The organism is Ruegeria sp. AF8, from assembly GCF_056541825.1.
In genome coordinates, this window is sequence record NZ_JBQFYW010000017.1 from 43,442 (window position 1) to 65,939 (window position 22,498).

The window sequence follows — 22,498 nt, forward strand, 5'->3', positions numbered from 1 at the left end:
CCATGCGGTTCTGCATGATCATGCATGATTGAAATCCGGATAGAGGAGCAGATCCTCCGCATCCGGTCTTTTTTCTTCACCGTCGTCGCGTGTGCGCAACCAGCTCGTGTGGCCCAGCCGGGTCGACCCGCGCAGTGATGCGCGTGGGATCTCATCCCCGGCCAGAACCAGGTTGACATCCCAGTCCAGCGTATCGCCCACATAGGTTCTCACGATGGCCTGCAGTCGCTTCTGAGAGGCCCCGCCAGGCAACAGACGCTGGTAGTTTTCGTACGACAAAGGACCCAGCCTGATGCGAAACTTGACGGATCTCGACCAGACCCGGTTGCCAATGCTGGTCGACTGGCCCAGTCCGGCGGGTGCACCCAGACGCCAGGTGTCATCCGGTTCCAGGTCAAGCCAGGATCCGACAAACTGCTGCACGGAAACCGGCACGTGAAAAAAGGCCGAAAGGATCGAAACCAAACCTTCGACCGTTTTCGTACCCGATGCCAAATGACCCGCGAAATACCTTCGGGAATGATCCGGCATTGCGTCCCGATCCCGCATCCGGGCGCCTTTGAAGCCGGCAAGGGCGGCGACACGCTGTTCGAACGGGTCCTTTGCCCGGTCGAAACTCGGTGCCGGCTGCCCGCTGACCCAGGCCCTGTACACCAGGCTCATGAGGCGATGCGTCAGCATATCCGCAAAAGCGGTGAGCGTCGGATCACGATGATTGCGCAGCCGGTCACGCGCGAATTCAGTCAAATGCAGCGGCAGCGGGCCTTGCGGCCCAAAAAAACCGAACCACAGATTGCCGAGTTGCGCCGGTTTGTCCTCTGTTCCCGGAACGAAACGGGTTACCGTTGTGGGTGCAAAGGCAAGACTGGCATCTTGTTGCAACCGCACTTTGTCTTCACTCGGGCGGCGGGATTCCCCAAGGCGCGGGGCATCCCTGAAGTGGGCTTCGATCACCCGCAGCGCCTGAAAGATATGGTGTTTTTCAGGCTCGGACGCCAGTCGGCTCAGATGATCCGGCCCAGGCCGGTCGCCGGTTTCCATCTTGCAATTTCTCCCCGTCGTTCCGTCTTTAGCACCGTTTCGGTGAAGCTGTTTATCGTTGTGTATTTCTGAAAAAATCGCTCAAGCACGGCGCCAAGAACATAGACGCTGGTGCCCTCGAAAAAATCATCATCGAAGGTGACGGTGATCTCCAGACCGCGGACGGCTGTCGATAGCACCTCGTCGCTCATCCTGCGCACGATAGGTCGGCTGTTCACCGACAGAATGCCCTCCAACTGCTTTTCAATCACTCGGTCGCCAAGCGGCGCATAAATCCCAAGTAATTCGCGCAGCGCACCCACACCGCTTTCGCCTTCTCCGGCGATGGACAGATAGTTCAGGCTCAAATGGCTTATCAGCTTCCAGGCGGCATCGCCCTGCGCCAATGTCGCATGAGGTCGCGTCGGAGTGACCGGTGTCCGGATGGCCTTGACCGGCCCGCCTTCGGGCAGTTGGAACATTCCGCTGCCGCCATTGCTCAGCAACATGGGCAGGTCACGGTTTGAACAGACCGCCTCGATGGCCAGTTGGTTGAGGTCCGGCGAATACGGCGCTTGCGTTCGGTCCACAAGAGTCAGGTAAACTTCGGAGCCAAGATAGGTCGTGCGCACGCCCCGCAATCGCTCTTTTTCGTTTCGCTGACGCATCCTGCGCGTAATTGTGTAATAGGCGCTGTGACTGTCGCCAGCCGCGGTTAGGTCGGTGGCAGAATAGAAGGGACGGAAATCGAGATCGCCCTCATCGTCGCTGCGAATGCCGCGCACGGCCTCGATCGAAATGACTTCGAAATCCAAGCCGGCGGTTCGACTGGGAACCACATGAAATTCGGTGTCCTTGGAAGTCACCTGAATACGGTCACATCGCCGGCGGAACATGTTGATGGCGGGCACCGCATTCAATGTGAACGCCGATGGCGTCACTACAGGCGCGACATCGCTCATCCCTTCCTCTAGCAGGACATAGATGTCGACATCGGTGCCTTCCGATCGTTTCAGTGCTGGCTGCAACCCTTTGAGTTCGACGAACAAAAACCGTTCGGGCATTGCGAAATATTCCTGCAACAACCGATACCCGTCGAATGAACGGCGTGGCGTGGGAAGAAGCGCCTCATCGCGTTCGAATCCACGTGGCACGATATCCCCCTTCGGCAGTTGCTGTGTCCAGTCGGCGCGGCGGTCGGTGGACCTGCCTGCAACACCCTGACACTGACACGACAGCAGTTCATGCAGGCGCCATGCCTGACCGCTTTGCTTGTTCAGGTGGAGTATCAGGGAATCCATCGTAAGCTCGGAAATGGGCTTGTTGTCCGACCGCTTCAGCCTAAGCCGGATTGCCGCGCGGGCGTTGACATTCTGCGCCACTCCCGCGGCAACAAGCTCGCCCCGGCCATCGATATACTCCGCTTCCGTGATTTCGACGGGCCACAAAGTCATTTTGGAAGCAGTCCGAAACTCGCAAGGTGTTTGCTCTCCTTCCATCAGGCGGCTTCGGATGACCGAGCCGCGTGGCAACGGGTAACCTTCCGTGAGGGCCGCATTTTCCACGTCCGGCACAAACTCTGCCACCATCATGGACGGGGTCGGCGCCAGATAGTGTGGGTATACGATTTCCAGAAGGTTGCTGGTAAAAACAGGAAACTGCAGATCCAGTGCCAACTGAACCCGTGCCGCCAAGAACGCGCTGCCTTCCAAAAGCCGTTCGACATAAGGGTCCAGAACCTCCAACCCCTCCATGCCCAGTCTGGCGGCAATCTTGGGGTAGGCCTCGGCAAATTCCGCGCCCATTTCACGCAGGAAAGCCAACTCGTTCTCGTAATGTTTGAGAAGCCTTGTATCCATTCCCTAGCTCCGCTCGATGGCGACCTCGCCGGTGGTCACATCGACCTTGCTGCGCAGGTACAGCTCAAGCGGCATCGGTTGCGCCCACATCACGGCCCGGATGTCGAACTCAACAAACATTTCGCCCGCGCGCGCCTCTGACCGCAATTCCACTCCGACCGTGCCCTTGGCGATTCGTGGTTCAAAGGTTTCGATCGCCGACTGGATATGCCTTTTGATTTCGCGGGCCTGTTCCAGTGTCGAAAACCGTCCGGTAGCTTCGCGCACGCCATAGTTCAACACGGATTTTGACGCGTTCGGATAGGTCTGGGCGTCGATCAGATCCGAGTGATCGCTGGTATTCAGCAAAACAGAAAGATCGCGCTGAATAATCTCGCGCAGACGAACAATATCGATCACCCTCGAGTCACGACCCTCTTTCAGGTTTCCCGGTTCGTCGTCGGTCAGCCGATCCAAAAGCGAAGGTTGCAGGCGCTCGGCGAGAGTCTTGTCAGCCATTGTCGGCCGTTTCTCCGCCATCGGCCTGCAGCGTGAGCGCGCGCATATCCAAAAGCGCGATGTCGGAATTGTTGGTCGTTAGAAGTCTTTGCCCGAGCCCAACGAAGGTATCGGCCCCGGCATCTTCCCATGTGGTGGCCCGCGCCAGCTTCTGTGCGTCGTCACCACGCTGGTGTGTCCCCGGATAACGCGTCGGAATCAGCGCAGCAACTTCACCGCCGTTCGACAAGGTCACCACTGCAGCCGTCCAGACGGCGTCGCGCAGATCTGTCGGGGCTTCGATATCGATTTGCTGTATCTGCGCAAACGGCAGCCAGAAATACCGGCCATTGACGATCACCTCCAGGACCGGACCCAAACGCATGTCCGCGTCTGCGATCCACTCGAAGTGCTCTCCGTCGACCATGCCTTTGGTCGTGGGGGCCACTTCAAACGCCCGCGCGCGCAATGCGGCAGCCTCCTCGGTCTTGCCTCGCGCCAGCAACTTTTGGGCTTCTATCAGCAGGGCCAGCCATTCCTGCGGCTCGCCAAAAATCAGTGGGTCTTTTTCGCCGGCAAAGACCTTTTCGCGATATACTTCACAGATAATTGCCTCACGATAGGTTTTGGCCATCATCGTGGCGCCTTCGTCCATCTCGGCGCTCAGCTTCAGCTGCGTAATCGCACGCTTCCAGTCGCCCAGAACACACAGCAGCTGAAACAAAAATATGCGTAGCTTCGCGTCTGCCGGATTGGCGCGAACCTTGTCCTGCAACGCTGCAAGCGTTCCATCAAGATCACCCGATTTCAGAAATTCTTCCGGCGTCATCAAATCAACTCCAGCGACAACGGTTCAAAACAAAGCTGAACCGGGCAGACAGAACTGCCCGGCTACAGGTGCAAGCCGGATTAGCTGTAGTCGCCGGTTTCCAGATTCCACTTGAAGGTTTCTTTTTTGTCCTTCTGAATCTTGCCGGACTCGAAGTCGGACGGAAAATAGTCGAACGCGACCCCGCGATAGGCCAATGTCCAGTTTTCTTCCGGGATCTGCTCTTCCCCGCCGGTTACCGAATAGCTGTCGATGATGGCATGGCGCAAAGTCCAGATAAGATAGGGTTCCATGCCCTTGGCGACATCATCGCCCGCGCGACACATATGGATCACGACTTCGGGGGTTACCTTGCCGCTGGCAGTATACTGAGCAATCTTGGCCGAAGCGATGCTCAGTTCGGTGGTCAGAGTGACCTTACCGAAATTGGCGTTGGCATACCCGCGCTGCGTGGTTCCAAGATCGGTCATGTCCAGAGTGCGCTCAGCGCTCCATTCGATGGATTTCACTGGAATCCACTTGCCATCCTTGTGCTTCAATTCGCGGGCTTCACCGGGAATTCCGTCGATCTTGATAAATACATTTTCCATTTTATTTCCTTCCTGAGGCGAGTTTAGGGCAGCGCAGCACAACAGTGCTGCGGATGTTCATGGCAAGGCGTTTTCTACGCCCCTTTTTCCGATGGAAGTTTCGAGACCAATCGCAACGAAACGGACAAGCCTTCCAGCTGATAGTGCGGCCGCAGGAAAAACTTGGACGTATAATATCCGGGGTTTCCTTCGACATCTTCAACAACGACTTCGGCTGCCGACAAGGGCTTGCGTGCTTTCTCGGCTTCGGAAGAAATTTCCGAATTGGTATCAACATATTCGTTGATCCATTCCTGCAACCAGTCTTGCATGTCGTTGCGGCTTTTGAACGACCCGACTTTGTCCCGAACCATGCATTTGAGATAATGGGCAAAGCGGCAGGTCGCGAACAGATAGGGCAACCGCGCGGCCAGGTTGGCATTCGCGGTGGCGTCTGGATCGTTGTATTCCGCCGGCTTGTGCAGGGATTGTGCACCGATGAAGGCTGCCAGATCCGAATTTTTGCGATGGATCAACGGCATCATGCCATTTTTGGCGAGTTCTGCCTCGCGGCGATCCCCGATGGCGATTTCGGTTGGACATTTCTGATCAACGCCACCGTCGTCGGTCGCAAAGGTATGCGATGGCAGGTTTTCCAGCGCACCACCACTTTCGATGCCGCGAATACGCGAACACCAGCCATATTGCTTGAACGACCGGTTGATATTCACGGCCATGCCATAGGCTGCATTCACCCAGCTGTACTTGTTGCTGTCCGCGCCTTCGGTGTCTTCCTCAAAAGCGAACTCCTCGACCGGCTCAGTCTTGGCCCCATATGGCAAACGGCCAAGGAACCGAGGCATTGCCAAGCCAATATACTTGGAGTCTTCGCTTTCGCGCAGGGACCGCCAGGATGCGTATTCCGGTGTCTGGAAAATCTTGGTCAGGTCGCGCGGATTTGCAAGTTCCGACCAGCTGTCCATCTGGAACAGGCTTGGTTTGGCCCCGGTAATCAGAGGCGCATGGGCCGCCGCCGCGACCTTGGCCATTTCCCCCAACAATTCAATATCTTGCGGGCTGTGGTCAAAGTGATAATCGGCCACCAGGGTACCATAGGGCTCACCGCCGAACTGACCGAATTCCTCTTCGTACAGCTTTTTGAAGATGGGCGACTGATCCCAGGCGGTGCCTTTGAATTTGCGCAGGGTCTTGTGCATATCCTTTTTGGAGATGTTCATGACCCGGATTTTCAACTGTTCATCGGTCTCGGTATTGTTCACGAGATAGTGCAGGCCGCGCCACGCGCTTTCCATCTGCTGGAATTCTTCGTGATGCAGGACCAGGTTGACCTGTTCGGTCAGTTTCTTGTCAATCTCCGCGACGATGCCCTCGATCGAACGAAGCGCGTCGTCCGAAATCAGCGCAGTATTCGCCAGGGCCTGTTCCGCCAGCGTCTTTACAGCGGATTCGACCGCCGTCTTCGCCTGATCGGACTTGGGCCTGAATTCCCTTTGCAACAGCGCCTCGAACTCGGACGACCCGAACGCGGTTTGACCTTCGGCCTGTTGGACTTGAGCTTCTTCATCGGCCATGTTTATTCCTCCTCGCTCGCTTCACCGCCCGGCTTGGGCTGAGCCGCCAGCGTTTTCAGCAATGCCGGGTCCTGGATGATTTTCGAAATCAGGTCCTCGGCGCCGGTCTTGCCGTCCATATAGGTCATCAGGTTGGACAATTGCGTGCGGGCCTCCAGAAGTTCGCGCAACGGTTCGACCTTGCGGGCAATGGCGGCCGGGCTGAAATCGTCCATCGATTCAAACGTGATGTCGACCGCCATGTTGCCTTCGCCGGTGAGCGTATTGGGAACCGTAAACGCGGCGCGCGGGGCCATCGACTTCATCCGGTCGTCAAAGTTGTCAACATCTATTTCCAGAAACTTTCGGTCGGCAACCGGGGGCTGTTCAACTTCGGATTTGCCCGCCAGATCGCTCATGACGCCCATCACAAAGGGCAACTGAACCTTTTTCTGAGCGCCATAAAGTTCCACATCATATTCAATCTGAACCCTTGGCGCCCTGTTTCGCGCTATGAATTTCTGTGAACTGTCGGCCATTTGTTGCTCCTCAATCCATTCTTCAGTTCTGTTGATCTGCCCGCGCTGTCAAACGCTGGCAGTTAATACGAGTCGTAATCGTCCTTTGGCTTGATCCCACCGATCCGCCGAACCTCGTCCAGCCCTTCCTTCGCCATATCTTCGATTATTGTCAAAAAATCGGCATTGACGAGCCGTTTTGCTCTTTCCAGCAAAACCGGTATAGGGCTGGAGGGCTCACACCGCGCGTAATAGTCCATAATCCGGTCCAGCATCATCGTCACATCCCGCGCCGAATTGACTGCGCCGCCACCGGCAACAGACGTCCCACCCGTCGATGCGGCAGGCGTATCGGCGGTTTCCTGTTCGTCCACGGTTTCGGCCAAAGGTGCCGGTCCGGCGCCGCCGTGTTGCGACAGAACGCGCTGAACCTGCTTGGCGGCTTCCGTCAGGGCTTCAAGGTCGGGGCCTTCGCCGGGCGTTTGTTCATTGAATACCGCATCAATGGCCTGGAGGTGCTCAAGCGCAGATTTGACTGCCTCGGCATTGGCTTCCAGAACGTCGTCGTCGGTGTCCTTGAATGCGGCCGACACTGCGCTCATGTCCGGCACGTTTTCCATATCGCCGGGTGCGTTTATCGCCCCTTCGGCAACGTCGACATGGCGCAGGGTAAGGCGGCCGAACATGCGGCTGTCGGTCAAAGGGCACCGCCGCAAAGCGCGTATCACCCGATCCGACGAAGCAAGCCCCTGCACGGCGTTGATACGCATGGTCGCGTCGCCGTCATCCTCGTCCAATTCCGGGTGGCACGATTCCCAATACTCTTCGAGAAGCCCGCGAATATATCCCAGCGACACGGCAAATTCAGGCAGACCGGACGAATGCAGGACCGCTTCACTCAGGAATACCGCTGCACGAATTTCGTGGCTTTGCTCCATAACCGCAAGAGCTTTGGAACGGACGTCTGGCCAATCCTGCTCTTCCGCCGCCACGACCTCGCTGCCCATCTGCCGTTCTTCGCCGGGCTGTGCCGCCAATTCCAGATCCGTAAAGACGGCTTCGTATTCAAGGTTTTCGCCACTTGGCGGGTTTGCATCACGGGGTTCTAGATAGGCTGACAGATCCATTCATTCCTCAGGGCGTCTTTTTTAGTTTTTTCGAAGTTGATTAATTCTTTGCAGCACATGCTACTGCCTCTGATCGCCGAGGCGTGTGCCAATACGAAAAAAACAACCACTGTTGCAAGATCGATATTCCCAGCTCCTGTCTTGACCCACAGTCAGCCTTATTGTCTCTTCAAAGTCAAATTCATATTGCGCGCGAGGCAGTTTCCAATGGGAATCGAACCAGTTACCGGCGCTGAGTTGCGGCAGATGGTGGGTATCGCCCGAAAGCAGCCTTTGGGATTTGCTTTCTGTATCGGCTCCAAGGATGACGATCTGCTTTTCATTGACCGGCGCAAGCCGCCATCGGCACTGGGAAAAGAAGCCAAAAGACAAGGAAGCTCTCCCAAAGTTGCGTTTGGTTTGCTGACGGCTGAGGCAAATCAGATGACGCTCGCCTGCGAGCTGATGCAGCCAAATCTGGCCAAGCGGGTCCGCAAATACCTGAAGTCGCACAGTATTTCTGCGAAAGTCATCGTGACCGATGCTGATGGGGCGGTGCTTGACGATGGTGAGGATCGTACAGATTCCGCGCAGCCCGATTCAGGTGATGCGGAACCCGGTCAGGCGACCGAAAACCTTTCGGTTTCCGACCGATCCGAACCGGAAGGTGACCGACAGGCCAAACAAAAAGCATTGCAGCAATTGCGTGATCTGGTCTTGCACGCCGCCCGCATCGGACCTGCAGCGCAACGCCACGCCACGTCCGAAGCAAAGGTGATTGCGGAAATGATCAAGGCTGGCGATCTGGCCTCCGCGCCCCGGTCGATGGCGCGTCTGGCGCAACGGATTACCGAACTGAAGCAGGAAGCGGATGTGTCCGCGACTGATGCCGAGCGCCCCGATCCAGCGGTTCTGGAACGGGCGCGAACAGATTGGATTGCCGCCCGAAAAGGCGTGGCAAAGAATGTGCGTGCATTGCTTGGCGCAATAGATGTTGCGACCAGGGATGAGCCGGGCATACAGAATGCCACCAGCCAAATTGCGCGGCAGTTCAGGCCGATTGCGCAGATGGACACGACATTGGAAACGCTTTTGGACGAGTTGGGGCGGGCAGCTTCCGACACCAAACGCAGCAAGCTGATAGTGGCTGCAAGAAAGCAGATGCGAAATCATCTGAATGTCGCCAACTCGGAGTTCTTCAAGGCTGTCGACAAAAACGGGTTTGTCGAAACCAACATCAGATCGACAATCACCGGTTCGCTGAGGAAAGTGAACGACGCCCTGAAAAACATGAAATGATCAGGGAAAGCGGAGGGAAACATGAAATTTAGGAAACTGGCGCTCACCGTATTTGGCGCCGTCCTTGGAACTATGTCCGGTGCCAGCGCAGAGGATGGCCGGCTGACTGTCGAACTTAACAAGTTCGAGTCGATCGAAACCGGCGGGTGCCGTGCGTTTTTCCTGTTTCGCAATCAAACCGGCAACAGCTACGAACAATTTGAAATGTCTTTGGCCGTTCTTGATGGCGGCGGGGTCATCGATCGTTTGCTCTCGATAGATGCGGCACCTTTGCCTGTTCAGCGCACTGTTCTGAAGCTGTTTGAAATTCCCGAAATCGACTGTGGGAATATTTCCGAGATATTGTTGCACGACCTGACGGCCTGCAAGCCGCAGAATGCGGAGCCGACGGATTGTTTTCCGATCCTGGACTTGAGCAGTAAAACTGCCGCAGCCTTGGCGAAATAGATCATGGGCGGGTTCGAAAATCTGGGTCCCGGAGGACCGATCATCGCGCTTTTGGCCGTCCTTTCCCTGTTCTCGCTGGCGCTGATTCTGGTCAAGACGATACGCTTGTGGCCCGTAACCTCCGGTGGCCCGATGCGGGACGCTGCTCTGGCGCAATGGGCCGAGGGCGAAAAATCTCAGGCGCAATCCCGGCTCTCAGCAGGCAACGCACCGGCGGATCGCGTTTGCGCCTATGCCATGCAGGCCTTGGCCGAAGGGTTCAGGGGGCCTGCGTTGTTGGCGGAGTTGACCCGTCGCGGAAACGAGGAATTCGCCGCGATGAACAGCATGATCCGCGCACTCGAACTCATTGCGATGATCAGCCCTCTGCTTGGGCTGCTGGGGACCGTTACAGGCATGATCCAGTCATTCCAGGAACTGGAGATGGCGCAGGGGTCGGCAAATGCCTCGGTTCTGGCAGGGGGCATCTGGCAGGCGCTGTTGACGACCGCAGCGGGTTTGCTGGTCGCCATTCCCGCGGCCGTGGGTGCAACATTGCTGAATGCGCGCGCGGAACGCGGGGCACAGGCGATCGAAAACGCGGTGGGGCGGCTGATGGTCATCGAAGAACGTGGCGCAGGCTGAGGGCACGCGGCAATGGCTGGCGAAATGATCCTGAAACGTCCACGGCATCAGAAAGGGTTGATTTCGCTGGTGCCGATGATCGACGTACTGCTGATCCTGCTGGTCTTTTTCATGGTCACGTCGACCTATCTGAACCTCGACATGATCCCTGCCCTGTCTCACCAAGATCAGAGACAAGAGCCGTCGGCATCTGCTCCGGATCAAGGTGGAGCGATGTTGATCCGGCTCGGGGCTGACGGGGTTCCCGTGATGCGCGGGCGCGGGTTGAGCACGGAGGAACTCAGCGAGATTTTACGAAACCGTATCGCGCAAGAGCGCCCGCCGAATGTGATTGTCCTGCCAACCGGAGGCGCAACCATGCAGGCGCTGGTGGCCGTCATGGACGCCATTACACGCGCAGGGGTCACGCAAATGAGGGTCGTGCGGCTGGAGGCCCGCCCATGAGGATCGCCCGCCCCACCCCGCGAACGCAGCCTGAGACAATCATCGCCCTGATCGACGTCGTCTTTTTTCTGCTGGTGTTTTTCATGCTCATTGGACGTATGGATGCAACCGCGCCATTCGATGTCTTGCCCCCCGAAGCGGAAACGGGAGCGGATATGCCGGCCGGAGGCATGACGGTATCGGTCAGCGCAACGGGGGCATTGGCGCTGGATGGAATAGAGGCGGGTGCCGAAAAGATCATCAAAACTCTGATCGAGGTATTGCAAGACACTCCTGATATTCTCGTCCGCATTAATGCGCATAAAGATGCGGAACTGCGCAATGTCCTGCCCTTGATCGCCAGATTGGAACAGCGCGGAGCGCGGGATGTGGTGTTGGTGGTCACGCCGTCCCCGGACGGGTCATGACCGGGGCACCGGCTGTCTGGGGGCTCGGGCTGGCTGGGTCGGCAATATTACACACTGTTTTCGGTGGAATTCTTCTTTGGTCACTCGAACCGGACCCGGTTCAGGAACAATCAGTGCCAGACACGCAGATGCGGTTGTCGGCCTATCGAGTCGAGCGTTCAGATGCCCATGAAGCGGAACCCGAAAGCCAGACAGCGGCGTCTTCAGATGCCAGCGGGCACCGCATCGGACAGGGCGCCATTCCACATTCGAGCGGGAAAAAGCTGGCCCCGGACACGATTGCCCTGAAACCCCTGCAGGATCATGGAGCCAAGGCCACCGAGACCCCTTTTCAGCCTGTTGCGGCGCAAGTGCAGAACATCGACGCAGCAATTCCAGCTTCTGTCATTCCCGAACCAATCGTGATCGTTGCCGGACAAACCTCTGATTTCAGCAATCCGGTTCAGATCCAATCCGAATATGGCGATCCGGTTGCCCCCGGCCGGCCAGAAACGGTTTCGGCCGAACTCGGAACACCCCAGGCAATACCCCTAGTCGCAGCGGCGCCTGTTGAAACCGCGATGACCGCAGCCCTGGCGTTTGCCGGCGCCGGAGACGCGGCCATTGATCCGGTTTCAGTCGCGGCGTTTCAGAGTTTTGTCGACCCCGATGGCGCAGGCCGCGCATCGGTCGAACTACGGGACGGGATTGCCGGTGTTCTGTCCCGGCTTCCCTGCTCGCGGATGCAGGTGCAGTTTCACCCCGAAAACAATACTCTGGAAATTGTCGGGCACGTGCCCGAACACGGCCTGCAAGCGCCGATAGTCGCAGCCCTGCAAGCCCAAATGGGTGAAAGCATCGCAATAACCGACAATTTACTGATCCTGCCGCGGCCGCAATGTGGAGCCCTGGCGGGCATAGGCGAAGTCGGCCTGCCACAGTCAACGGATCAGATCACTAACCCTCTGTTGGTTGGTGAAGATGCCCATGCCCGCGAGTTTCGCTATTCCGAAGGCCAGCAACTTGTACTCGAGCTGACCGCACCGGATTATGACGCCTATGTCTATGTCGACTATTTCGACGCGGATGGTAGGGTCATTCATCTCAGCCCGAATGAAAGCGTGGATCTTGTAAAATCACCGGCAAAATCGACCCTCAGGGTCGGAGCGGAAGACCCCGGCGATCCTGGCCTGTACATCACCATCGGTCCCCCGTTCGGTCAGGAAATCGCGGTGGCCTTCGCCACTTCCGAGCCGCTATATGATGACATCCGTCCCCTGAGTGAACCTGCCGATGGCTATCTGAACTGGCTGCGGGAAAGGGTTCGCGCTCTTCGGGCCGACAACCCGGATTTCAAAGGTGAATGGGTGTATTTCTTTGTCACGACATCACCCTGATGGCCGAACCACCCTGATGCCCAGACTTTCCCTTGCTTCCTGCGGCGTCGCGATTTCACGCCCGATCTCTCGGGCCATACGCGCCATTTCTTCGATCAATTGCCCGTTTGATGTCACTTTTTCTCTGGACGGCAAATAAAATGTGTCCTCGAGCCCCGTGCGCAATTGACCTCCAAGTTCGGCAGCTTTGCGGTGGAGGGGCCAGATTTCATCGCGCCCGATAGCTGTCACCTGCCATCTGGAATCGTCCGGCGCCAAATCCGCAAGAATCGGCAGCAAATCTGCCCGCGCGGGCTGTCCTGACGCCACGCCCATAACGAAATTCAGTTGCGCTGTTCCCGAGAACATACCGGCCCGGCGGTACATCCCGACACTGCGAACGATGCCGGTATCGAAGCATTCGAACTCCGGAATTGAACCAGCAAATTGGATCGCGTTCAGAAAGTCCTGAATTTTGGCAACCGGATTGTCGAACAGCATCGGCGGCCACGCCCATGACCCATCCTTTCGGGTCTTCAGATAGTTCAGCGACCCCGCATTGCATGCCGCGATTTCAGGCTTTGTGGCTCTGATGACGTCAAGAGCACCCTGGTAGTCGAGGCCCACCACCCCGGATGTGTGATTGATGATGATACCGGGGCAGGCATCCCGGATCGCGGCCTGCACTTCGCGTGACAGATCAATGTCCCAGCTGGGCAAATGCCCTTTACCCTTATCCTGCTGCCGTAAATGAATATGAACGATGGCGGCCCCGGCCTCGTATGCTCTGCGCGCCTCTTCCGCCATTTCCTGCGGTGTGACCGGCACATTATGTTGTCTGGGGTCGGTCAAAACGCCGTTCAACGCACAGCAGATAATCGCTTTTTCCATCATCGAGTCCGCCGCTGACATATCCATTGCCCAAATGCCGTCTTGCAGGCGTGGGCCGCTGGTTATTTTCTAGGTATCCGAAGACCGGTCAGTCAAGGTGGCAACGTAAAGGCCGGAACGGCAGTCGCAATATGATGCTGACAGAAGCTGCCGAGAGAGGTTTTTAAGCTATAATCAATGATTATCGGTGTGATTGATAAATGCAACTTAAATTGATGGGATTGGTCTGATAGCTTTCTCCCGAAACGCGCGCACCATTCTGGGCCAACTCATTCAACGCATACACGCAGGAGAGAATTATGGACGGTAACGATATAGGCAAATGCCCGGTCATGCACGGAAGCACGGCACTTGGAACCCGCTCAAACCGTGACTGGTGGCCGAACCAGCTGAACCTGAAAATCCTTCACCAGAACTCCTCGTTGTCCGATCCGATGGACGAGGCGTTCAACTATGCCGAAGAGTTCAAGTCGTTGGATCTCAAGGCGCTCAAGCAAGATCTTTATGACCTGATGACCGACAGTCAGGATTGGTGGCCTGCGGACTATGGCCACTATGGCGGGCTTTTCATTCGCATGGCCTGGCATAGCGCCGGAACCTATCGCACCGGCGACGGGCGCGGCGGCGGCGGCACCGGGCAACAGCGGTTCGCTCCTCTGAACAGTTGGCCGGACAACGGCAACCTGGACAAGGCACGCCGCCTGCTGTGGCCGGTCAAGCGGAAATACGGCAACAAGATCTCTTGGGCCGACCTGATGATTTTGGCCGGAAACTGCGCCATTGAATCGATGGGCGGCAGGACTTTTGGGTTTGGCGGCGGTCGTCCCGATGTTTGGGAACCGGAAGAGGATGTCAATTGGGGCGTCGAAGCCGAGTGGCTGGGCGAAAAACGGTATTCTGGCGAACGTGACCTCGAAAACCCGCTGGCCGCCGTGCAGATGGGCCTGATTTATGTGAATCCCGAAGGGCCTGATGGTGACCCCAACATTCTGGCATCCGGTCGCGATATCCGCGAAACATTTGGCCGAATGGGCATGGATGACGAGGAAACCGTGGCATTGGTTGCCGGCGGCCATACATTCGGCAAGGCCCACGGCGCAGGTGATCCGGCGCTTGTCGGCCCCGAACCCGAAGCCGCGCCGATCGAAGCAATGGGTCTGGGCTGGATCAACGCGCACGGCTGCGGCAACAAGGACGACACCACCACCAGCGGCATCGAAGGCGCCTGGACGGCGAACCCGACCAAATGGGACAACGGGTATTTTGATCTGCTGTTCGGTTATGACTGGAACCTGACCAAATCGCCCGCAGGAGCGTGGATTTGGGAACCGGTCGGCGTGAGCGAGGGCGACATGGCGCCACAGGCGCATGATCCGTCGAAAAAGGTCAAGACCATGATGACCACCGCTGACATGGCGATGCGCATGGACCCGATCTATGGCCCGATCTCGCGCCGGTTCCATGCCAACCCGGACGAATTCGCCGAAGCCTTCGCTCGTGCATGGTTCAAACTGACACACCGCGACATGGGGCCGAAATCGCGATATCTGGGCGAGGAGGTGCCTGCTGACGATCTGATCTGGCAAGATCCGATCCCGGCATCGGAAACCAACCTTTCCGACGCTGATGTTGCCTCGCTCAAGGCAAAGATCCTCGAGTCCGGCCTGTCGGTCTCGGATCTGGTCAAAACCGCCTGGGCTTCGGCCTCGACCTATCGCGGGTCCGATCACCGCGGCGGTGCCAACGGAGCGCGTATCCGGCTGGAGCCGATGAACCGCTGGGCGGCCAACGATCCCGAACGGCTTGACCGCGTGTTGAGAGTTCTGGAAGGTGTCCGCGCGGAATTCGGACAACCGGTATCCATGGCCGATGTAATCGTCCTGGGCGGTTCCGCTGCAATCGAAAAGGCGGCCAAGGACGCCGGTCACGATGTCACCGTGCCGGTGACCTTGGGCCGGGGCGATGCCACCCAGGATCAGACCGACCCGGAAGGCATGAATGTGCTTGAGCCGATCGCCGACGGCTTCCGCAACTATCTGAAGGCCAATTATACGGTTTCGCCCGAAGAACTTATGATCGACAAGGCACAATTGCTTGGCCTCACGGCACCTGAAATGACGGCACTGGTTGGCGGCCTGCGGGTACTTGGTGCGAACCAGGGCAATTCGGCGCATGGTGTGTTGACCGAACGCCCGGGTGTGTTGAGCAACGACTTCTTCGTGAACCTGTTGGACATGGGAACCGAATGGACACCGGGCTCGGAAAACGCGTTCGAGGGGCGGGATCGGGCGACCGGGGCGGTCAAGTGGAGCGCCACCCGGGTCGACCTGGTCTTTGGCTCCAATTCGCAGTTGCGCGCGATTGCCGAGGTCTACGGTCAGGATGACGGTCAGGCGCGGTTGGTGAACGATTTCATCGCTGCCTGGACCAAAGTGATGGACGCAGACCGCTTCGATCTGAAATAGCGTCGCTGCACATGCCAGGCAAAGGGCGCGGCGGTCATCCGCCGCGCCTTCTTTGACTCCGCAAAACGCATTTTCCATTGGTTTTTGTTCCCTTTGAACACCTTGAGCCTTTTTGTCTGGACGCATCTGAACAACGCTCCTATCACGTGAATTCGCGAGAAATTTGGAGATGCCCGATGTCCGCCCCGCGCAATGTGCTTTTCATTGTCATCGACCAATTGCGGGCCGATTGCCTGACCGGAGAATTGGCCTCCTATGTCGACCTGCCCAATCTGCGGGCACTGATGGAGGATGCCGTAAGCTTCGATCGGCATTTTTCGGTCACCAACCCCTGCGGCCCTTCGCGTGCTTCCATCCTGACTGGACAATACTCGATGAACCATCGGTCGGTCCGCAACGGCACACCCTTGCGCCATGATACCCCCAATCTGGCCACCGAGATGCGCAAGGTGGGCCTGCTGCCGATGCTGTTCGGATATACCGACACGTCTTCCGATCCGCGCGTCCACCACCCCAATGACCCGGCTATGCGGACCTATGAATATCCGATGACCGGGTTTCACGAGATGACCGAGATGCGGCTTGAGATGTCTTACCCATGGCAATCGCACCTGATGCAGCGTGGGTATGAATTCGAAAAATACTGGGATGTATTCAAGCCAAAGGCGCCTGACGGTGGCAAGCCGCGCTTGAACGATCCCGCCCTGTATTCAGCCGAAGACAGCGACACGGCGTTCCTGACAAATTCCTTTCTTGGCAAGATCACCGCGCATCACGGCAAGAACTGGTTCGCGCATCTGACCTATATCCGCCCTCATCCACCACTGGTCGCACCGGCCCCTTACAATGACATGTATGATCCCCGGTCGCTGCCGCTGCCGAAACGGCTGGTCTCGCCCGAGCTGGAATGTGCAATGCATCCCTTCTTTGGCCCGCTGCTGAAATCCAGCTCCATCGATAGTTTCGTCGAAGGGTTTCCCGGCCTCGAAGCAACGGATGAAAATATCCAGACGCTGAGGTCAATCTATCTTGGTCTGGCCACCGAGGTGGATCATCATATCGGGCGGGTGATCCAGCATCTCAAAGATAGCGGACAGTATGACAATACCCTTCTCGTCATAACGGCGGATCACGGCGAGATGCTGGGTGATCATCATTCCTGGGGGAAAATGACGGTTTATGACGCGGCCTATCAGACACCGCTCATTATCCGAATGCCGGGAAATGGCGCGCGGGCGGGCAAGGTTGTATCCGCCCCGGTCGAGACCATCGACATCACACCGACCATTCTGGACTGGATCGGGTGCGAGGTTCCCAATTCGATGGACGGTCGCTCGCTCATCCCTCTGATGACGGGCGATGTGCCGGGTGACTGGCGCACCTGCACGTTCAGCGAGCTGGATTTTGCCAGACCCTCCGCCCCAACGGAATGGGAAAAAGCGTTGGGAACCAATCCTTCGAATTCCTGTCTCGGTATCTTGCGGGACAGCAGGTTCACGCTTGTCGAATTCGCCGCCGATCTGCCGCCCATCCTGTTCGACCGCAATGCGAATGGCGAACTTGAAAACGTGGCCGATAAACCCGAATACGCCGTTGACCTTGCCCGCCTGACCCGTCAGATGCTGCGGCACAGGATGCAGAACATGGATCACACATTGTCTCTGGACACGATCTCGGCCTCGGGGCCGCAGTCAAGACGCCGCTATACCTGAGAGAGCCTGTCAAATTGTAACGACCCGCTCTCATCCCTGCCCTCAGACTCGACCAGGCCGAGTTTCCTCAAAATCGGGCCATACCCCCGCCGGGTCCGATCGCGGGTCCGGTCATTCGCAAACGGGATGACCACCCGGCGCACGCGGTCCAGAGGCACCGACCGCAACCATTCAGGCGGAAGACAGTCGGCGGTTGCAATGCGCAGGACATCAGGCCTGAAGTCTCTCAAATATGCGGCCAGCCCCGAGGCCTGCCCCTGCGCATCTGTTTCAAAGGACAAGGGCCCGTCGCTGAACCTGAGTCTGGCCGTATCCTCCAACCCGTTGTGACGCGCGATTTCCCGCGCTGCGCTGACAAGGCCCGGGCGGCTGTCCTGCGCCATCACAACCAGATCGGGAAGATCGCGGCTGACCTTGAGCGGGATGAAACCCACCCCGCAACCGATTTCAAGAAGCCGCGCACATCCCTCCAGATAGCTTTTGGCGTTCCGGGCGTTCCGCCGGTCGAACCGTCCCGACACGATGGCGTTGAGAGCCTCGGGAGTGAAAAGAACGGGATCGGCAGGCAGATCGATTTCATGATTCAAGAACCATTCGCTTGATCCGGCCCCAGAAAAACGGGCGTCACGACCTGCATAGAGAGACGCAACCGGTCGTATGTCAGGTTTCGTATTACGAGCGTGCTGCGATTTTTCGGCCGCCTTTTTCTCGACGCGACTCATCATTGCGGCAATCTTGGCCGGGTCACGTGGCTGTGGCGGCTTGGCGACCACCTCGGTGATGGGTGTTTTGCCGGCCTCCATCAAACCGGCTCTGAGATCTTGATATTCCGGAGTTTGCTTGTACTCGTTCAGCCGTTTTTCGACCCGGTTCAATGCAGTCTCATGCAAATTTTTGAGCACAGGATCAGACAGAAGGGCTTCCATAATCTCTTGCCTGCGCGGCGCATGGCGAAGAATTGCCCGGTCCTCGACTTCGTTTCGGTCCTGTAGGGCCCAATAGTCGGCGTTGTACTTGTCTTTCTTGTTGTTCACGTTGCCACGAAATTTCCGCACAGCGTAGGAATCCACCGACTTGACGGCATAGTGGTTCATTTGCGCCCACCCATACCCCAGCGTCCGGCGGATGGATCGCCAGCCGCGGAACTTGAAATAGTCCTCCATCGGCTGGCCGGAACCGTTCAACCACTTCACTGTTTCGGGGAATCCGGTTTCAAGATGCTTGTTCTTGATCGCGGGACGATGGATGCCAAGTTTCCAGTACTCAGGGTCAAACTTGAACAGGGTTTTGACCCCCCACCCCTTGTTCCAAAGCGGCGGCGCCGCACGAAGATATTGCTCGGTCACGGGCGCCCGCGACCAGTCGACAACACCTCCCGAACCGAAAATTCTCCAGGTAATCACGATACCGTTTGCGCCCTGGGCCGCGGCATCGGAAATCATATCGTCAAGTCCCCCGGACGGATGACTGACGCATAGAAACTCGTCCGCGTCGAAAACCAACAGCCAGTCCGCCGCCTGGACCAGCGGCTCGGTTTGCGCATGTTTCAGAGCGGATGGCTGCGGCTTGACACCATCGGGAATGACATTGTGCCGGTGATAGCCCAGGCCAAGCGCCTCCAACCGCTGCAGCATTTCCACAGTGCCGTCGGAACAGTCATTGGTATAGACGAGAATATCGGTGAACCCGACAGCCAGATGGTGCGAAAACCATTCAAGCAAAAACGGCGCCTCGTCCTTCATCATGGACACGGCCATGACGGTGCCATGCGGGCTTTCGCGGTTTCTAAGCGCGTCAAGAATGCCTTTCGGGTCGGGCATGTCTGTCCTGTGTTGCCTGTATTCGCTGGTCAGATTCCGATATACGCCCAGAATGAAAAAACTGCCATCATTCGAGCACTCTGATTGCGTCAAACAATTCACCTTTGCATCATCGCGTCAAATATTGGACAACACATTCTAACAGGCAAATTCTATCGAGGAAGCAGACTTGTCCGAAATGCGTCGCCCCGTTGCCTCTCTCTGGATCGGAGAGAGCCTGCACTATCTCAACCAGTTGTGCCTGAAATCTCACCTGCGTCACGGACATCCGGTAACGTTATATTGCACCGACGATGTGACCAACGCACCCGAGGGCGTCGTGATAAGACCCGCGTCCGAGATCATGGATATCGATATGTCGGTGGTCAAGTCCACGTCGGCTTCGTTTCTGTCGAACGTGTTCCGCTATAAGATGATCCAGAAAACCGGCGCCATCTGGATCGATTGCGATGCCTATTGCCACAAACCCTTTCCGGATGAGTGGGAGTGGATTTTCGCGGGCCACGGCATGCGCGGTGCTTTGAACTGCGGAGTTGTCGGGCTGCCGCAGAAGTGCGAACTGATCGACCAGCTCCTGGACTATTATGAGAACCTGCCTGACTATCCGGCGTGGTGGAGCCGCGGCCAGCGCAAGAAAATGGACAGGCAAAATGACGAGAACCCCCTGGCGGTTCGCATTTACAAAACCGAGCGGACAGCTTTTGGCCCGCAGGCCTTTACGCATTATGCAAAACAAACCGGTGATTTCGATCGGGCGATGACACCGGACGTTCTTTATCCGGTGCCATTCCAGCTGAACGATATATTCTACGACCCGTATGGCAGGGTCGAAGGGTGGTTTACTGACGATACCGTTTCGGTTCACCTGTACACGAACGGCACCAAGCCGTGGTGGCGCAATCACGTCCCGCTGGAAAATTCCTATTCCTGGCGCATGTGCCAGGAAGTCGGGATCGACCCGAAACAAGCCTTGGGTGGGTGAGGGGCATCTATGAAGCCCCGACCGGCGTTTCGGTTGTTCCGGTCAATCCTCTCCCAACCCATCGAACAAAGCCGTTGAGATGTAACGTTCCGAAGCGCTCGGGAGCACAGTGACCACCGTCTTTCCCTGCATGTCTTCGCGCGCCGCGACCCGCAATGCACAGGCCAGCGCCGCGCCCGATGAAATTCCCGCTGGTATACCCTCAAGGCGCGCCGCGCGCCGGGCAGTCTCCATCGCTTCGTCATTGCTTGCCAATAGGATTTCGTCGATCAGTTCTGTCTCCAGGACATCGGGTACGAAACCGGCACCGATACCTTGAATCATGTGGGGTGAATGCGTGCCGCCGGACAATACCTGGCTGAGTTCGGGTTCGATCGCCATTATCCTGATGTCAGGATTGCGGGCCTTGAGAACCTGTCCAACACCAGTCAATGTACCGCCGGTGCCTACGCCCATGATCACCACATCCACCGCACCTCCGGTATCCTCCCAGATCTCTTCCGCGGTGGTGCGACGGTGGATGTCGGGATTGGCGGGATTTCCGAATTGCCAGGGCATGACCGCGCCTTCGGTTTCCGCGATGATTTCATTGGCTTTTTCTATGGCGCCATTGATCCCTTTCTCGCGCGGGGTCAGCGCGAGTTCCGCGCCAAAGAACTTCATTATTTTGCGCCGCTCAATTGAAAAGCTGTCCGGCATGGTCAGGATGCAGCGATACCCTTTGGCGGCACAGGCAAATGCAAGCCCGATGCCGGTGTTCCCTGACGTCGGTTCGACAATAACGCTTCCGGGTCCGATGGTGCCGTCCGCTTCCATCGCTTCCAGCATTGCCACGGCGATCCGGTCTTTGACGCTGGAAATGGGGTTGAAGCATTCGAGCTTGACCAGAACCTCGGCCCGGCATCCGGCCTCTTCGGCCAGTCGGCCCAACCGTACAAGGGGTGTGTTACCGATTGTCTCAAGAATCGAACCGTAGATACGGCCACGACCGGGTTTGTCGAGTTGAACCGTGACGGGTTGTGTATCCATTTCTTATCTCCTCGGTAAGTGGCGAACTGGACTAATCCTGACCATAGACAGTTCAGGCAAGGAGTCCATCAGGCCTAAAACTGCATGCCTCTTGCGGAGCGCCGCCCGATGACCCGCTGGCCGGGTAGCGTGCAGCGTGGAGCGAAAATTGTGGATGACTGCCACAAGGTCAATCTCACTGTCCTGGAGTCAGGTTGAGTTGCCGATGGGCAATTGTCGCTCTGGCGATATGTGATCACGCCAGAGGATGCCAGGCGCGTTCTGCGTCTCTTGCAATGGCGCTGCACACAAAAAATTGCTGAAACTAAAACAAAAATATTATATGCAATTTAAAATCGACTTCTTATAGGTGCTTCTGAAAATGCGCGATGGGTATTCCGGAGGCCCTAAATAAACGAGCAATGGCTAAAATTCCTACAGTTGATATCGGCAAGACTGCATCAACGGCGACAATCGTTTGCAATGCAATTCGCAAAGCGATTATCGATGGATCTCTGAAAGACGGGGAACCATTGCGTCAGGACGAAATTGCCAGGATGTTCAACACCAGCCGCATTCCCGTGCGCGAGGCGTTGACCATGCTGGAGCAGCAGGGTCTGGTCAAAACCGAACGCTATCGTGGCGCGGTCGTTGCCGGTATGTCGCTGGAGGAGGCCGGCGAAATCTTCGAATTCCGGGCGCTCCTGGAATCCGAGGTCATCCGCAAAGCCGTGCCGAACATGACGGATCACGTTCTGGATGAGGCACGGTCATTCCTGGCCCGGTTCCATCAGACCCGGGACGCGATGGAATTCGGCGACCTCAACAGACGCTTTCATGCGACGCTTTATAAAGCGAGCAACCTGCCCTATCACCTGAGCGTCATCGGCAACTCGATGGATAGGATCGATCGATTTCTGAGGGCGCAGATGGTTCTCAGCAATGGATTTTCTCGCGCGACCCGCGAGCATGAGGGCATTTTGGATGCCTGTCAGCGTGGCGACGCGGATGCCGCCGCCCAGCTGACGGCGGCGCATATCCTCGCAGCCAAAAAATCGCTGGCAGAGCAACTTGAGAATTTCACCAAGGGCTGAA

The 22,498-nt window shown here is 57.3% G+C and carries 21 protein-coding genes; 10 read left to right on the top strand and 11 right to left on the bottom strand.

Features of this window, described 5'->3' with window-relative positions; translation table 11 throughout:
- Positions 1-18 precede the first annotated feature (18 nt).
- The 8 genes from tssG to tssA all read right to left on the bottom strand — a co-directional run bounded on the left by tssG (position 19) and on the right by tssA (position 7,970).
- Positions 19-1,041, bottom strand: a complete 1,023-nt coding sequence (gene tssG, locus ACR0AO_RS20170; protein WP_480607669.1) for a type VI secretion system baseplate subunit TssG — start codon at positions 1,039-1,041, stop codon at positions 19-21.
- Complete coding sequence (gene tssF, locus ACR0AO_RS20175; protein ID WP_480607672.1) at positions 1,005-2,879, bottom strand: type VI secretion system baseplate subunit TssF; 1,875 nt, start codon at positions 2,877-2,879, stop codon at positions 1,005-1,007. Before tssF ends, tssG begins: the two co-directional genes overlap by 37 nt.
- A 3-nt stretch (positions 2,880-2,882) precedes the next feature.
- Complete coding sequence (tssE, locus tag ACR0AO_RS20180; RefSeq protein WP_480607675.1) at positions 2,883-3,377, bottom strand: type VI secretion system baseplate subunit TssE; 495 nt, start codon at positions 3,375-3,377, stop codon at positions 2,883-2,885.
- A complete protein-coding gene (locus tag ACR0AO_RS20185; protein WP_480607678.1) occupies positions 3,370-4,185 on the bottom strand; it encodes a type VI secretion system accessory protein TagJ in 816 nt (271 codons plus the stop codon). The genes tssE and ACR0AO_RS20185 overlap by 8 nt, the downstream gene beginning before the upstream one ends.
- 80 nt (positions 4,186-4,265) lie before the next feature.
- Complete coding sequence (locus tag ACR0AO_RS20190; RefSeq protein ID WP_480607679.1) at positions 4,266-4,775, bottom strand: Hcp family type VI secretion system effector; 510 nt, start codon at positions 4,773-4,775, stop codon at positions 4,266-4,268.
- A gap of 74 nt (positions 4,776-4,849) precedes the next feature.
- Entirely contained in the window at positions 4,850-6,346 is a 1,497-nt protein-coding gene (gene tssC, locus ACR0AO_RS20195) for a type VI secretion system contractile sheath large subunit (protein WP_480607683.1), read from the bottom strand.
- Positions 6,347-6,348: 2 nt separating this feature from the next.
- The gene (gene tssB, locus ACR0AO_RS20200) at positions 6,349-6,864 is read right to left on the bottom strand and encodes a type VI secretion system contractile sheath small subunit (protein WP_480607686.1); all 516 of its coding nucleotides are present in this window, start codon (positions 6,862-6,864) and stop codon (positions 6,349-6,351) included.
- 62 nt (positions 6,865-6,926) lie between these two features.
- On the bottom strand, positions 6,927-7,970 hold the full coding sequence (gene tssA, locus ACR0AO_RS20205) for a type VI secretion system protein TssA (RefSeq protein WP_480607688.1): 1,044 nt from the start codon (positions 7,968-7,970) through the stop codon (positions 6,927-6,929).
- Positions 7,971-8,177: 207 nt separating this feature from the next.
- Here tssA and ACR0AO_RS20210 point away from each other — a divergent pair, with 207 nt between their 5' ends.
- From ACR0AO_RS20210 to ACR0AO_RS20235, 6 genes are all read left to right on the top strand, one after another.
- On the top strand, positions 8,178-9,248 hold the full coding sequence (locus ACR0AO_RS20210) for a hypothetical protein (protein WP_480607691.1): 1,071 nt from the start codon (positions 8,178-8,180) through the stop codon (positions 9,246-9,248).
- Between the two features lie 72 nt (positions 9,249-9,320).
- Positions 9,321-9,695 carry a hypothetical protein gene (locus tag ACR0AO_RS20215; RefSeq protein ID WP_480607694.1) on the top strand — a complete coding sequence of 125 codons (375 nt, stop codon included), beginning with the start codon at positions 9,321-9,323 and terminating at the stop codon, positions 9,693-9,695.
- A 3-nt stretch (positions 9,696-9,698) separates the two neighbouring features.
- Positions 9,699-10,319 (top strand): MotA/TolQ/ExbB proton channel family protein, encoded by a 621-nt coding sequence (locus ACR0AO_RS20220; protein ID WP_480607696.1) that lies wholly within the window; start codon positions 9,699-9,701, stop codon positions 10,317-10,319.
- A 12-nt stretch (positions 10,320-10,331) separates the two neighbouring features.
- Entirely contained in the window at positions 10,332-10,763 is a 432-nt protein-coding gene (locus ACR0AO_RS20225; protein WP_480607699.1) for an ExbD/TolR family protein, read from the top strand.
- The gene (locus ACR0AO_RS20230; protein WP_480607702.1) at positions 10,760-11,170 is read left to right on the top strand and encodes an ExbD/TolR family protein; all 411 of its coding nucleotides are present in this window, start codon (positions 10,760-10,762) and stop codon (positions 11,168-11,170) included. Before ACR0AO_RS20225 ends, ACR0AO_RS20230 begins: the two co-directional genes overlap by 4 nt.
- A gap of 113 nt (positions 11,171-11,283) precedes the next feature.
- Entirely contained in the window at positions 11,284-12,546 is a 1,263-nt protein-coding gene (locus ACR0AO_RS20235; RefSeq protein ID WP_480607704.1) for a DUF4384 domain-containing protein, read from the top strand.
- Here the strand turns inward: ACR0AO_RS20235 and ACR0AO_RS20240 are convergent.
- Positions 12,538-13,443, bottom strand: coding sequence for a beta-keto acid cleavage family enzyme (locus tag ACR0AO_RS20240; RefSeq protein WP_480607706.1), 906 nt, complete (start codon positions 13,441-13,443; stop codon positions 12,538-12,540). The two genes, ACR0AO_RS20235 and ACR0AO_RS20240, sit on opposite strands and share 9 nt — an antisense overlap.
- Positions 13,444-13,715: 272 nt before the next feature.
- Here ACR0AO_RS20240 and katG point away from each other — a divergent pair, with 272 nt between their 5' ends.
- Positions 13,716-15,881: a catalase/peroxidase HPI gene (katG, locus tag ACR0AO_RS20245; protein WP_480607708.1), complete on the top strand. Its 2,166-nt coding sequence runs from the start codon at positions 13,716-13,718 to the stop codon at positions 15,879-15,881.
- A 176-nt stretch (positions 15,882-16,057) separates the two neighbouring features.
- Positions 16,058-17,593, top strand: a complete 1,536-nt coding sequence (locus ACR0AO_RS20250) for an alkaline phosphatase family protein (RefSeq protein ID WP_480607711.1) — start codon at positions 16,058-16,060, stop codon at positions 17,591-17,593.
- Here the strand turns inward: ACR0AO_RS20250 and ACR0AO_RS20255 are convergent.
- Positions 17,584-19,413 (bottom strand): glycosyltransferase family 2 protein, encoded by a 1,830-nt coding sequence (locus tag ACR0AO_RS20255; RefSeq protein ID WP_480607713.1) that lies wholly within the window; start codon positions 19,411-19,413, stop codon positions 17,584-17,586. The genes ACR0AO_RS20250 and ACR0AO_RS20255 overlap by 10 nt on opposite strands.
- Positions 19,414-19,591: 178 nt before the next feature.
- Here ACR0AO_RS20255 and ACR0AO_RS20260 point away from each other — a divergent pair, with 178 nt between their 5' ends.
- On the top strand, positions 19,592-20,395 hold the full coding sequence (locus tag ACR0AO_RS20260) for a glycosyltransferase family 32 protein (protein ID WP_480607801.1): 804 nt from the start codon (positions 19,592-19,594) through the stop codon (positions 20,393-20,395).
- Between the two features lie 42 nt (positions 20,396-20,437).
- Here the strand turns inward: ACR0AO_RS20260 and cysK are convergent, their stop codons facing one another.
- Entirely contained in the window at positions 20,438-21,424 is a 987-nt protein-coding gene (cysK, locus tag ACR0AO_RS20265) for a cysteine synthase A (RefSeq protein WP_480607715.1), read from the bottom strand.
- Positions 21,425-21,825: 401 nt separating this feature from the next.
- Here cysK and ACR0AO_RS20270 point away from each other — a divergent pair, with 401 nt between their 5' ends.
- On the top strand, positions 21,826-22,497 hold the full coding sequence (locus tag ACR0AO_RS20270; protein ID WP_480607719.1) for a GntR family transcriptional regulator: 672 nt from the start codon (positions 21,826-21,828) through the stop codon (positions 22,495-22,497).
- Position 22,498: the final 1 nt, after the last annotated feature.

Bases quoted from the DNA above. Each gene is read 5' to 3' on its own strand.
- ACR0AO_RS20185 (WP_480607678.1), bottom strand. From the start codon at position 4,185: ATGACGCCGGAAGAATTTCTGAAATCGGGTGATCTTGATGGAACGCTT.
- ACR0AO_RS20225 (WP_480607699.1), top strand. From the start codon at position 10,332: ATGGCTGGCGAAATGATCCTGAAACGTCCACGGCATCAGAAAGGGTTG.
- ACR0AO_RS20260 (WP_480607801.1), top strand. From the start codon at position 19,592: ATGCGTCGCCCCGTTGCCTCTCTCTGGATCGGAGAGAGCCTGCACTAT.
- tssE (WP_480607675.1), bottom strand. From the start codon at position 3,377: ATGGCTGACAAGACTCTCGCCGAGCGCCTGCAACCTTCGCTTTTGGAT.
- ACR0AO_RS20210 (WP_480607691.1), top strand. From the start codon at position 8,178: ATGGGAATCGAACCAGTTACCGGCGCTGAGTTGCGGCAGATGGTGGGT.
- ACR0AO_RS20215 (WP_480607694.1), top strand. From the start codon at position 9,321: ATGTCCGGTGCCAGCGCAGAGGATGGCCGGCTGACTGTCGAACTTAAC.
- katG (WP_480607708.1), top strand. From the start codon at position 13,716: ATGGACGGTAACGATATAGGCAAATGCCCGGTCATGCACGGAAGCACG.
- tssF (WP_480607672.1), bottom strand. From the start codon at position 2,879: ATGGATACAAGGCTTCTCAAACATTACGAGAACGAGTTGGCTTTCCTG.
- tssA (WP_480607688.1), bottom strand. From the start codon at position 7,970: ATGGATCTGTCAGCCTATCTAGAACCCCGTGATGCAAACCCGCCAAGT.
- ACR0AO_RS20190 (WP_480607679.1), bottom strand. From the start codon at position 4,775: ATGGAAAATGTATTTATCAAGATCGACGGAATTCCCGGTGAAGCCCGC.
- ACR0AO_RS20240 (WP_480607706.1), bottom strand. From the start codon at position 13,443: ATGGATATGTCAGCGGCGGACTCGATGATGGAAAAAGCGATTATCTGC.
- ACR0AO_RS20220 (WP_480607696.1), top strand. From the start codon at position 9,699: ATGGGCGGGTTCGAAAATCTGGGTCCCGGAGGACCGATCATCGCGCTT.
- cysK (WP_480607715.1), bottom strand. From the start codon at position 21,424: ATGGATACACAACCCGTCACGGTTCAACTCGACAAACCCGGTCGTGGC.
- ACR0AO_RS20230 (WP_480607702.1), top strand. From the start codon at position 10,760: ATGAGGATCGCCCGCCCCACCCCGCGAACGCAGCCTGAGACAATCATC.
- tssB (WP_480607686.1), bottom strand. From the start codon at position 6,864: ATGGCCGACAGTTCACAGAAATTCATAGCGCGAAACAGGGCGCCAAGG.
- ACR0AO_RS20270 (WP_480607719.1), top strand. From the start codon at position 21,826: ATGGCTAAAATTCCTACAGTTGATATCGGCAAGACTGCATCAACGGCG.
- ACR0AO_RS20255 (WP_480607713.1), bottom strand. From the start codon at position 19,413: ATGCCCGACCCGAAAGGCATTCTTGACGCGCTTAGAAACCGCGAAAGC.
- tssG (WP_480607669.1), bottom strand. From the start codon at position 1,041: ATGGAAACCGGCGACCGGCCTGGGCCGGATCATCTGAGCCGACTGGCG.
- tssC (WP_480607683.1), bottom strand. From the start codon at position 6,346: ATGGCCGATGAAGAAGCTCAAGTCCAACAGGCCGAAGGTCAAACCGCG.
- ACR0AO_RS20250 (WP_480607711.1), top strand. From the start codon at position 16,058: ATGTCCGCCCCGCGCAATGTGCTTTTCATTGTCATCGACCAATTGCGG.